Source organism: Curtobacterium sp. MMLR14_010 (genome assembly GCF_001865015.1).
GTDB lineage: Bacteria > Actinomycetota > Actinomycetes > Actinomycetales > Microbacteriaceae > Curtobacterium.
Genome location: NZ_MJGV01000079.1, coordinates 121,456 through 133,426, shown reverse-complemented (window position 1 = coordinate 133,426; position 11,971 = coordinate 121,456). Strand labels below are relative to the sequence as shown.

General features: G+C 71.9%; 9 protein-coding genes. All 9 read right to left on the bottom strand.

The features are described 5' to 3' along the window. Positions 1 to 204 (bottom strand): dihydroxyacetone kinase subunit DhaK (locus tag BIU98_RS15710; RefSeq protein WP_175481392.1); only part of this gene is annotated, 204 nt, incomplete at its 3' end. Further along, complete coding sequence (locus tag BIU98_RS15705; RefSeq protein WP_071278657.1) at positions 201 to 1,589, bottom strand: MFS transporter; 1,389 nt, start codon at positions 1,587 to 1,589, stop codon at positions 201 to 203. The genes BIU98_RS15705 and BIU98_RS15710, both read right to left, overlap by 4 nt. 127 nt (positions 1,590 to 1,716) lie before the next feature. After that, positions 1,717 to 2,484, bottom strand: a complete 768-nt coding sequence (locus BIU98_RS15700) for an SDR family NAD(P)-dependent oxidoreductase (protein ID WP_071278655.1) — start codon at positions 2,482 to 2,484, stop codon at positions 1,717 to 1,719. Between the two features lie 11 nt (positions 2,485 to 2,495). Beyond that, entirely contained in the window at positions 2,496 to 3,449 is a 954-nt protein-coding gene (locus tag BIU98_RS15695) for a 3-hydroxyacyl-CoA dehydrogenase family protein (protein ID WP_071278653.1), read from the bottom strand. Next, the gene (locus BIU98_RS15690) at positions 3,446 to 4,477 is read right to left on the bottom strand and encodes a sugar phosphate isomerase/epimerase (RefSeq protein ID WP_071278651.1); all 1,032 of its coding nucleotides are present in this window, start codon (positions 4,475 to 4,477) and stop codon (positions 3,446 to 3,448) included. The genes BIU98_RS15695 and BIU98_RS15690 overlap by 4 nt, the downstream gene beginning before the upstream one ends. 206 nt (positions 4,478 to 4,683) lie before the next feature. Continuing rightward, the gene (locus BIU98_RS15685; protein WP_083393315.1) at positions 4,684 to 5,400 is read right to left on the bottom strand and encodes a GntR family transcriptional regulator; all 717 of its coding nucleotides are present in this window, start codon (positions 5,398 to 5,400) and stop codon (positions 4,684 to 4,686) included. A 173-nt stretch (positions 5,401 to 5,573) separates the two neighbouring features. After that, positions 5,574 to 7,538 carry a prolyl oligopeptidase family serine peptidase gene (locus BIU98_RS15680; RefSeq protein ID WP_254787962.1) on the bottom strand — a complete coding sequence of 655 codons (1,965 nt, stop codon included), beginning with the start codon at positions 7,536 to 7,538 and terminating at the stop codon, positions 5,574 to 5,576. Next, positions 7,535 to 9,349: an N-acetylglutaminylglutamine amidotransferase gene (locus BIU98_RS15675; RefSeq protein ID WP_071278649.1), complete on the bottom strand. Its 1,815-nt coding sequence runs from the start codon at positions 9,347 to 9,349 to the stop codon at positions 7,535 to 7,537. Before BIU98_RS15675 ends, BIU98_RS15680 begins: the two co-directional genes overlap by 4 nt. Further along, positions 9,349 to 11,898: a carboxylate--amine ligase/circularly permuted type 2 ATP-grasp protein gene (locus BIU98_RS15670; protein WP_071278647.1), complete on the bottom strand. Its 2,550-nt coding sequence runs from the start codon at positions 11,896 to 11,898 to the stop codon at positions 9,349 to 9,351. The genes BIU98_RS15675 and BIU98_RS15670 overlap by 1 nt, the downstream gene beginning before the upstream one ends. Positions 11,899 to 11,971 lie beyond the last annotated feature (73 nt).

Genomic DNA, 11,971 nt, shown 5'->3' with positions numbered 1-11,971 from the left:
CGCGAGCCCGTGGCCCACGAGACCGCCGAACGCCGGGTAGTGGCCGGAGCCGCCGCCGATGACGAGGGCGACCGTGCCGTCCGGGCTCGCCGTGGACCGGGCGACCCCGCCGTGGACGCGCCGGACGCGGGACTGGTTCGCCGCGACGAAGCCGTCCACCATCTCGTCGGCGAAGTCCGCCGGGTCGTTGAACAACCGGGTCATCGTTCCGCTCCTGTGTCGGTCGTGCGGACGTGGGACGTGTCGAGCAGGTCGTCTGCCCGCGAGCCACGGAAGTACTTCGTGCAGGCGATCATCACCGCGGCCACGAAGGCCAGGACGCCGAGGGACACGATGCCGAAGGCACCGCTGTCGGTCGGGACGACCTCGTTGATCGCGGTGCGCATGATCGGGGCGACGAACCCGCCCAGGTTGCCGAGCGAGTTGATCAGGCCGATGCCCGCAGCCGCGGCCGCACCGGTGAGGAACGCCGTCGGGTACGCCCACGTGATCGGTCCGACGGCGAGGAAGCTCGCCACCGCCAGGGTGATGAAGACGATGCCGAGGACGGGCTGCCCGTTCGCTCCTGCCCATGCCGACCCGAGGATCGACAGGCCGGTCGTCAGGTAGAACAGCGTGCCCCAGCGCCGACGACGACCAACCGTGTCCGCCCGTGACCCGATCAGGTAGCAGGCGACGAGGCCCACCAGCCACGGGATCGCGGTGACGAGCCCGACCTGCCAGCCGACGTCCTGCCCGAGGAGCGAGGACACCTGCTGCGGCAGGTAGAACGTGGTGCCGTAGACGGCGACCTGCAGGCAGAAGTAGATGATCGTGAAGTACCAGACGCGACCGCTGGCCATCGCCTTCCAGATGCCCTTCGGGCCGTCCTCGGTGCGGGCGGTGTCCTCGCGCTCCATGGCCGCCGTCAGGGACGCCTTCTCCCCCGGCTCCAGCCACTTCGCCTGCTGGGGACTGTTCGTCAGGAACACCACGGCTGCGATCCCGGCGAGCACGGCGAGGACGCCCTCCCCGGCGAACATCACCTGCCAGCCGTGGAACGGGGTGACCTGGTCGCCGACGCTGATCAGGCCGCCGGAGAGCGGTGCGCCGATCATCTGCGAGAACGGCTGCGCCAGGTAGAAGATCGCGAACATCCGCACGCGGACCTTGTTCGGGAACCACTCGGACAGGTACATGATCACGCCGGGGAACAGGCCCGCCTCGGTCACACCGAGGATGAACCGCAGCACGATGAACATGGTGTCGTTCGTCGTGAACGCGAACAGCGCGGCGACGATGCCCCACGTGATCGCGATGCGGGCGAGCCAGAACCGCGCGCCGAACCGCTTGAGCAGCAGGTTCGACGGGATCTCGAAGATCGCGTAGCCGATGAAGAAGATGCCGGCGCCGAGGGCGAAGGCGGCGTCCGAGATGCCGCGGTCGACGCTCAGGGCCTCCTCGGCGAACCCGACGTTCGTGCGGTCGAGGAAGGCGACGAAGTACAGGATCACCAGCATCGGCATGAGGTGCTTCGTCGCCTTGGCGATGGCGGACTTGAGGCCGGGGTCGTTCGTCGACCCGAGCGCGGGGGCAGGGGGAAGTGACACGGGTTCGCTCCTTTGCGAGCACGGTGCGGTCGTTCTGGCGTCCGGCGGTCGGTTGTCGGTTCCGTCGACCGGACGGGAGGCACGGATCGCGTCGCGCGGTCGGCGCGCGTTCCGTGGGCGGCTGGCTCTAGTGCATGTAGAGGCCGCCGTCGACGTTGAGCGTCTGGCCCGTGACGAACCCGGCGTCCTCGCCGATCAGGTACGCGACCGCGGCCGCGATGTCGCGGGGCGTGCCGATCCGGGGCAGGACGCCGTCGGCCGCCATGGCCGTCTTGCGCTCCTCGGTGAGGGTCCCGCCCATGATGTCGGTGTCGATCGGTCCGGGGGCGATCGCGTTGACGGTCACCCCGTGCGGGCCGAGCTCGCGGGCCAGACCACGGGTCAGGCCGATCACCCCGGCCTTCGCCACGGTGTACGGCGTCTTGCTGAACGTGCCGCCGCCGCGCTGCGCGGACACCGACGACAGGTTGACGATCCGGCCGTACCCGTTCCGCACCATCGACTCCGCTGCCCGCAGGCTCGCGAAGTGCACGCCGTCGAGGTTGATCGACAGCACGCGGTGCCACTCCCCGGGCGGCAGGTCGAGGTAGGCGTGCGACGAGGAGACGCCCGCGAGGTTCACGAGGGCGACGAGCGGCGCGAGCTCGGCCTCGATCGTGTCGAAGGCGTCACGGACGGCGGCTTCGTCGCTGACGTCCGCGCCGACACCGACGGCGCGGACGCCGTGTGCGTCACGGACCTCGGCGGCGACGGCCTGCGAGGCGTCGGCGTCGAGGTCGACGATCCCGACGTCCCACCCGGCCTCAGCGAGGTGGTGGGCGGTGGCGCGGCCGATGCCCCGCGGGGACGCGGCCCCGGTGAGGACGACCGTGCGGCTCCGGTGCTCCGTGGTCATGGTCGCCGCCCTCAGTGGATCGGTGCCGGGCCGAGCTCGTCGAGGAGCTTCTGCATGGCCACGTAGGCACGGTTGCGGTAGGCGACGAGCTCGGGCGTCCGCTCGGCCGGCACCTGCAGGTACCCGGCGCCGGACTTGGTGCCGAGCTCCCCGGCGTCGACGTGCTGCTGCAGCGACGACGGCGTCGCGAAGCGCTCCGGCCAGCGGGTCTGCAGCGACTCGAAGCAGAACGCGTAGACGTCGAGCCCGGCCATGTCGGCGATGGCGAACGGACCGAAGAACGGCAGGCGGAACCCGAACGTCGTCCGGACGATCGTGTCGATGTCGTCGGGGGTCGCGATGCCCTCGTCGGCGATCTTCGTCGCCTCCTCGAACAGGGCGTACTGCAGCCGGTTCAGCACGAACCCGGTGGAGTCCTCGACCCGTGCGGACTGCTTGCCGGTCGCGGCGACGACGGCCTCGGCCACCTCGACGGCGTGGTCCCCGGTGGTCGGGTGCGGGATGAGCTCGACGCCCGGGATGAAGGGCGCGGGGTTGGAGAAGTGCACCCCGAGGAACCGCTCGGGACCGGTGACGGCCTCGGCGAGGGACTCGATGAGGATCGTCGACGTGTTCGAGCCGATCACCGCGTCGGGCCGAGCGGCAGCGGTGATGCGTCGGAGCGTCTCGTGCTTGATCGCGAGCTTCTCGGGTACCGCCTCCTCGATGAAGTCGGCCGTGGCGACCGCGTCCTCGATGCTCTCCGCGGCGCTGAGGTGCTCACGGACCCGCTCGACCGCGTCGGCGGGGAAGAGCCCGTCGTCAACGAACTGCTGCGTCTCGACGAGCAGCCGCTCGAGGTTCGCCCGGGCGATCTCGCCCGAGATGTCCGAGATCCGGACGGTGTGGCCGGCGAGCGCGAGGACCTGGGCGATCCCGCCGCCCATGTAGCCGGATCCGACGACGGCGATGTCGAGGGTGCTCATCGAACTGCTCCTTCAGTGGTGGTGGCGGTGCTGGTGCGGGTGGTGCCGGTGGTCTCGCCGAACTTCGCGGTGCCGAGGACGGACCGGATGTAGCGCTGGTTCGTGGCGCAGACGCCGAGGCTGTCCCCGCCGTACTGCTCGGTCATGAGGATGCCGCGGAAGCCGTTCGCCACGGCGTCGCGGAGTACCTGGCGGTAGTTGATCAGCCCGGTCTCCATCGTGCTCGGCACGCTCGTCGCCCAGCTCCCGTCGCCCGCCTCGTCCCGCGTGTAGTTCTTCACGTGCAGGTAGTTCGTGTACGGGAGCGTCTTGGCGAAGAGCTCCTTCCAGTCCTCGACCGGACGGTGCAGGCGGATCAGGTTCGCCACGTCCGCGTTCAGGCCGACGGTGTCCAGGCCGATGTCCTCGATCAGGCGCACGGCGCTGTCCGCGGTGCCGAGGTAGGTGTCCTCGTACATCTCGAGCGCCATCGGGAGCCCGACCGACGCCGCGTGCTCACCGAGCTCACGGAGGCGGGACACCGCGGCCTGCCACACCTCGGGGTCGTCCGGGTCCTTCGGGCCCTGCGCGGTCCAGAACCAGAGCGCGCGCTTCTGGGCGTCGTTGAACGGCTGGTGCAGCCCGGTCGAGAACACCTGCATGCCCCACTCGGCCGCCGCGTCGATCGTGCGGTGCGCGTACGCGAGGTTGTCCTCCTCGTGCCCGGGCTGGATCACGCTGCGGCGCTGCAGGTGCACGGACGGGATGCCGACGCCGTGCGACCGGGCGATCGCCAGGAACTCGTCACGGCGAGAGGCCTCGAGGTCGGCGGGGCGGATGTGGCTGTCGGCGAGCTCGGCCAGCGAGAAGCCCGCGGCGGCCACCTGCCCGAGGATGTCGTCCCAGACCTCGGGAGCGGCGTCGTGGACCGCGACCCCGTCGGTGCCGACCGGCGGGAACCCGTGGAGACAGGCGGCGATCGGCCACGTCTCGGCGGTCCAGGTCGTCGTGTCCCAGTCCTGCTGGACCCAGTCCTGTGCGTGGTTCACGGGATGCTCCTTCGCATGTCGCGGCTCGTCGTCGAACCTCTTTCCTATAGGAAAGGTACTCCCTTGGCAGAACGCCGCAACCGTCGCCCGTACGTTGTTGAACAATCGACCAAACCCCCCGTCCGGGGGCTCCGAAGAAGACCGGGCTCGGAGGATCAGGACGCCCGTGCCGCTGACCCGAACCTCGGCACGGGCGTCCGTCTGCGTCAGCCCCCGTGCGACGCGTCCGCCCGCGACCGCAGCCGCACCGCGTGGATGTGCACGCGCATCGCCTCGACGGCGGACGCGGGGTCGACCGCGAGGGCCTCGACGATCGCCCGGTGCTCCTGCACGGCGCGGTCGGTGTCGTCGTCGCCGCCCTCGACGATCTGGCGCATCCGGTGCACCCGGGTCGTGATGACCTCGGACATCTCCTGCAGGAACGGGTTCCGGGTCGCGTCGAAGAGCACCTGGTGGAACTGCCAGTCGCTGCGGAAGAACCGTGCCATCAGCTCCTCGGACGCCGCTGCCACCCCGACCACGGCGATCTCCTCGACGACGGCTGACTGCTCGGCGAGCGCCGACGCGAGCCGGGCACGCAGCGCGGCGACGTCCCCGCGGGCGGCGAGCTCGACCGCGCCGCTCTCGATGATGAGCCGGGCGTCGAACAGCGCCTCGAGCTGGTCCCCCTGCAGTGGCGGGGCGACCCGGTAGCCCTTGTTGGCCTCGCGCACGACGAGTCCGGTGCGTTCGAGCTGCACGAGGGCCTCGCGCACGGGGGTCGGCGAGACCCCGAGCGTGCGGGCGAGCCCGTCGATCGACAGGCGCATGCCGGGTTCGACGTCGTGTCCCATGAGGACGTCGAGCACCCGGTCGTACACGCGGTCGCGGAGCCCGCGCTGCGTGATGCGGTGCGCGTCGAAGCCGGGCATCGTCGTGGTCACGCCCTCGATCCTAGAGAATCGACGATGCACCCACCTCGCACCGTGCTCGATGCCCCGGCCCGTGCGGCCTTGCGCACCCGGTGCGACCCATCACGCTCGCACGGGGTGTGCAACCTCGCACCAGAGCCCGCCACGCCCGCCCCGCGCCCGGCACGCGCCCAGCCCGCAGCCGCTCAGGCCAGGCGGGACGCCAGGAACTCGACCATCCGCCGCACGAGCAGCGCCTGGGACGACTGCCGGCGGTACTCGTGCCCCTCGCCCGCGAGTTCCAGGTAGCCGACGTCGTGCGACCGCTCCCGGAGCGCGGCGACGACCTGGTGCGCTTCACCGACCGGCACGTTGGTGTCGAGTTCGCCGTGCACGACGAGCAGCGGCGCGGTGACCTCGTCGATCGCCCGCATCGGCGACAGGGCGTCGAGCAGGGCGGCGTCGTCCACGGGGTGGCCGTACTTCGTCGCCGCCGCAGCCGCGATCCACGGCTCGGTGTCCCGGTAGAACGTCGCGAAGTCGCTCATCCCGCACACCGCGACCCCGGCCGCGAACACGTCGGGCGTGAAGGCCAGCGACGCGAGCGTCGCGTAGCCGCCGTAGGACCGCCCCTCGACCGCCACGCGCGACCGGTCCGCCAGGTCGTTCGTCACGAGCCACCGGGCGCAGTCGACGACGTCCGCGAGCGCGTTCCACCGCAGCCCGAGGTCGTCGGCGTGCACGAACTCGTGCCCGTACCCGGACGAGCCGCGGATGTTCGGGGCGAACACCGTGATGCCCGCCGCGGCGAGCGCCTGGTGCTGCGCGGAGAACGTCGGTCGCTCCTGCGACTCCGGTCCGCCGTGCAGGTGGATCATCGCTGCGCGATGCACACCACGGACGGGAGGCTCGACACCCGTCCCGACGCCGGTCTCGGTCGACGACGCGGCCGGCTCCACCGCCCGGTACAGCCACCCGGTCAGCTCGAGTCCGTCACGCGCCCGCACGCGCTCCAGCGTCGGCTGGACGAGCGCGGCGGCGGGCAGGTCGGGCACGTCGGTGACGCGGCTCCAGGTCAGGGCGTTGGTGTCGAGGCGCCAGAGCTCCCGCGGGTGGGTCGGCCCCTCGACCGCGAGCAGGACGCTCCGGCCGTCGCGGCTCAGCACGGGGTCGGTGACGACCTCGCCGGGCAGGTCGGGCACGGGGGTGCGCGAGGCGTCGTGCGTGTTGATGAGCTCGAGCTCGCTGCGGCCGTCGACGTTCCAGCCGAGCAGCACCGTGCGGCCGGCGTCGTCGGCGTCCAGGAACTCGAGTTCGCCGTCGGGTCGGGCGACGATGCTCCTGGGTCGTCCGCGCCAGCCGTGCGGGCCGACGGGCTGCGCGACGAGCTGGCGTCGGGGGGCGCCGGCCTCGGTGGCGACGTAGGCGACGAGCGGGCTGGTCTCGCTGGCGGGCGACGGTCGCATGAACGCGATCTCGGCCGAGCCGGACGGCGGGTCGATGAGGAGCGGGTGGTCCTCGTCGGTGAGGCGGTCCACGACGACGACGAACTCGTGGCCGCGCTGCCCGTCGCGCAGCACGACGAGGCGCTCCTCGACGGAGAGGTCGAGGACGTGGATGAGCTCCCCGAGGGCCAGGTCGTCGCGGTCGCCGGACACGGGGTCGACGAGGTACGCGCGGGCGGGCTGGTCGGCCTCGGTCGAGGGCAGCGTGATGACGACCCGGTGGCCGCTGCGGCTCCACGGCCCGAGTTCGGCGTGCTGGTACCGGGACCCGGCGATCTGCGCGGGGTCGGTGCCGTCGGGTCGGACCACCCAGACCTGCTGCTTCACGCCGCCGTCGGTCGCGATGGCCACGGCGAGCCACTCACCGTCCGACGACCACGAGACGCGGATGACGGGGTCCTCGCTCAGCGTGATGCGGGTCGGCTCCGGCAGAGGCCCGTCGACGACGACGTCCTGCACGAAGACCTCCGGCGTGCCGTGCCGGTCGCTGACGAACGCCACCCGGCGGGCGTTCCGCGTCATGGTGGGGCCCCACGAGCCCCAGGCGGCGGTGAGCCGCTCACCGAGGTCGGCGGCGGAACCGGCCGCGCTGTCGGGACCGGCCACGGACCCGACGTGCGGTGCGGGTGCGACGGAGGTCGAGCCTCCCGGCCGGGTCTCGCTCACCGCACCCCCTGCTGCTGCAGCCACATCTCGATCAGGCCGAGCTGCCAGAGCGCGTTCGCGCCGATCTCGGTCCTCGTCGTGTTCGGGTCCTGGAGCATCCGCTCGACCGTACCCGGGTCGAACAGGCCGCGTTCCCTGGCCTCTGGCGCGTGCAGCGCCTGGCGGACGCGTTCCAGGTACGGTCCCTCGAGCTGCCGGATCGCCGGCACCGGGAAGTACCCCTTGGTGCGGTCGATGACGGCGTCGGGGACGATGCCCCGCGCCGCGCGCTTCATGACGCCCTTGCCGCCGTCGGCGAGCTTGAGCGCCGGTGGGATCGAACCGGCGAGCTCGACGAACTCGTGGTCCAGGAACGGCACGCGGGCCTCGAGGCCCCACGCCATGGTCATGCTGTCGACGCGCTTCACCGGGTCGTCCACGAGCATGATCGTGGTGTCGCTCCGGAGTGCCGCGTCGACGCTCGTCTCGGCTCCCGGGCGGGCGAACTCGCGGTCGACGAAGGCCGACGGGGTGTCGTCGTCGCTCCGCCAGCGCTCCCCGAGCATGCCCTGCAGGGACGCCCACCGGCGGTCCATGAACACGGACCGGTACGCCTCGGCGGCCTGGTCGCGCGGGACGTCGGCGAGCGGCGGGTACCAGCTGTAGCCGCCGAGGACCTCGTCGGCGCCCTGGCCGGACTGCACGACCTTGACGTGCTGCGAGACCTCCTGCGAGAGCAGCCAGAACGCCACGCAGTCGTGGCTGACCATCGGTTCGCTCATCGCGGCGATCGACCCGTCGATGCCGTCGAGCAGGCGGTCGGAGGGGATCCGGATGCGGTGGTGGTCGGTGCCGAAGTGGCGCGCGACCTCGTCGGAGTACTCGAACTCGTCGCCGGACTCCCCGCCGGCCGACTCGAACCCGATGCTGAAGGTGGCGAGGTCCTGCTGGCCGGCCTCGGCGAGCAGGGCGACCACGAGGGACGAGTCGATGCCGCCGGAGAGCAGCACCCCGACCGGCACGTCGGCGACCATGCGGCGCTCGACGGCGGTGCGGAGCGAGTCGATGAAGGCCTGCTGCCAGTCCGCGTCGGACCAGTCGGCCTTCGCCGGGTCGCGTTCGAACCGCGGCTCCCAGTAGGTGGTGTCCGTGCTGGTGCCGTCGGGCTCGACGACCCGGACCGTGGCAGGCGGGAGCTTGCCGACGCCGGACAGGATCGTGCGCGGTGCCGGGACGATCGAGTGGAAGGTCATGTACGACGCCAGGGCCACCGGGTCGACCGAGGTGTCGACGGCGTGCGCGCTGGCCGTGCCGGCGTCGTTCCGGTCCCCGGCGAGGATCGCGGGCAGCGAGCTCGCGAACCGCAGGCCGCCCGGCACCGCGGCGACGTAGAGCGGCTTGATGCCGAGCCGGTCGCGCGCCAGGACGAGCCGACCGCTGCCGTGCTCCCAGATCGCGATCGCGAACATCCCGATCAGGTGCTCGACGAACGCGGTGCCCCACTCGGCGTACGCGGCCACGATCACCTCGGTGTCGGACGTCGAGAAGAAGGTGTGCCCCTTGCCGTGCAGCTCGTCGCGGAGCTGCCGGTAGTTGTAGACCATCCCGTTGTAGGCGATCGTCAGACCGAGGCGCGGCACCACCATCGGCTGCGCGCCGGCGGTCGACAGGTCCACGATCGAGAGCCGCCGGTGGCCGAGCGCCACCGGGCCGCGTGCCCAGAGTCCGTCGCCGTCCGGACCACGGTGCGCCAGGCACCCCGTCATCCGCGCGACCACCCCGACGTCCGGCGAGGACCCGTCGAACCGGATCTCGCCCGCGAGTCCACACATCAGCGCTCTCCTGTCGTCCCGATGATCCAGGTGTCCTTCGCGCCGCCGCCCCGCGAGGAGTTCACGACCATGCTGCCCTCGGGTGCCACGCGGGTGAGCGCGACGTCGGCGAGGTGAGTGTCGTCCGGGCCGGTGCCGGTGACGTAGACGAACGCCCGCAGGTCGACGTGCCGCGGGTCGAGTCCGGCCGGGCCGATGGTCGGGTGCGAGGAGAGCTGCACCACCTCTTGTCCGACCCAGCCGGCCGGGTCCGCCGCGATCTCCCGACGCCGTTCGGCGACCTCGGGCGCGCTCGCACTCGGGCCGATGAGGACACCGCGACCGCCTTCGCCGTCGACGGGCTTCGTCACGAGCTCCCCGACGCGGTCGAGCACGGACAGCCGCTCGCCCTCGATGCTGGTGCGGTAGGTCGGCACGGACTCGAGCAGGGGCTTCTCCTCGAGGTAGTACCAGATGAGGTCCGGCACGTTGACGTACATCGCCTTGTCGTCGACGAGGGCGTTGCCGGGGGCGTTGGCCAGGTAGACGCGACCGGCTGCGGCCGCGTCGAGGACCTGGGCGCCGAGGTCCGGCGTGTGGTCGCTCGTCAGGGCGCGGACGTCGCGGTCGACCCGCAGGTACAGCGCGTCCAGCACGTCGCCGGTCGCCGCCTCGACGACGCGGCCGTCGCGGACGGTCAGGTCGGACTCGGACAGGAGGCGCATCCCGGCCCCGTCGGACAGCCGGCGGTGCTCGTACCACGCGCCGGCGCCGGGGCCGTCGGTCACCAGTGCCAGGACCGGGTCCTGGTTGCCGGTCACGGCAGCGGCGTTCCGCCGCAGCGTCTCGCGGAGGAGTGCCGGGACACCGGAGGGGTCACGGAGCCGGTCGGGTCGCGGCGCGTCGGGCACGACGTCGTCCATCAGCTCGCGGAGCGCCAGGCCGTACGCGACGCCGGAGGGCGAGCGGACGTTGTCCTCGAGCACCCGCCAGCCGCCGAACTCGTTGCGGACCAGGTCGAAGCCCATCACCGGGGCGCGGACGGCGTGCTGCGGGAGCCGCTCGGCGTCCGGGTCCCAGCCGTTCTTGCCGACCACGTCGTGCTCGTCCATCGCGCCGTCGGCCACGATCCGGCGGGGGCCGTAGGCATCGCGGAGGAACAGCTCGATCGCCCGTGCCCGCTGCCCGAGGCCCTGCTCGAGCTGCGCCCACTCGTAGGCGCTGACCGTGCGCGGGACGAGGTCGCAGCCGAACTGCTGCACGCCACCGTCGACGACGAAGCCGATCTCGTGCTCGCGGGTCCAGACGTCGCGGGCGGTGCAGTGCTCGATGGTCGTCTCGGGGTCCCATCCGCGGAAGAACGCGGCCAGGTCGCGGAACGCCGGACGCGGGCGGGCGCCCGGGCCGACCGCTTCGTCACCGGCACGGACCCGGTAGGACGGGATCGCGACGATCGGGTGCTCGTCGCGGCCAGACGGCGTGCCGGCGGTGTCCTCGACGACCTGGGTCACGACGTCGTCGAGCTCCCCGCGCTCGGCGTAGGCGGTGCGCTGGCGGTCGGTGGAGTTGCCGCGCGCCAGGGTGTCCTCGAGCAGGCTGGTGACGGTGCCCCAGTCGCCGAGCTCCTCGAGCTCCGGACGCAGGTGGGAGACGAGCTGGCGGACGGCGACCTCGGCGGGCAGCCGTTCCGGGTGCTGACCGAGGCCGAGCAGTTCGCCACTGAGACCGCTGCGGGCCGCCTGCCACATCGCCGCACGGTGCAGCGGTTCGCTCCGGGGGTGCCACTCGGCGCCGGACTCGATCGCCTTCTCGGCGCGCCGGACCGCGGCGCGGAACATCCCGGCGATGAGCACCGCGTCGTCGACCACGGGGGTGGCGTCACAGACCCGGAGCTCGAGCGTCGGGGCGTGCGAGGACGGCCGCACGTCGAAGTACGCCATCTTCTTGTCGGCGATCACACCCGAGGCGATGAGGTCGTCGAGCACGCGGTCGTACTCGGCCGCGTTCTCGACCCGACCGAAGCTGCCGGCGGACGGCCAGCGCTGCCAGATGATGCTCCGGAAGGACGCGTACCCGGTGTCCTGCCCGTTCCAGAACGGACTCGACGCACTGAGCGCCAGCAGCACCGGGAGCACCGGGGCCACGCGCTGGGCGATCTCCACCGCCAGGTCGCGGTCGCTCACCCCGACGTGCACCTGCAGGCCGCAGATGAGCTGTTCGTCGACGAGCATCCGGTACTGCTCCTGCATGCGGCCGTAGCGGCCACCCGAGGTCAGTTCGAAGTCGGCGTACTCGGACCTGGGCGCGGTGCCGACCGCGGCGATGGTGACACCGGCCGGGGCGATGGCCGCGGAGAGCTCGCTCCGCAGGTCGACGATCACCCGCCGCAGGTCGTCGAGCGTCGTCACCACCGGGGTGTTCGTCTCGATCGTCGTGCGCTGCAGTTCGGCGCCGAAGCGGTCCGATGGCAGCTTGGGCAGAAGGCGGGGCGCCTTCGCGGAAAGTCGGCCGGACTCGAGGTCGATGAGGTGCAGCTCTTCCTCGGCGCCGAGCGTCAGCTCTGCACTCATGACTCGAACGTATCGCCGGGACCCGTTCGTGGGCCTGCGTCACGGGAGATCTTCGCGCGGTCGTAACAAACCA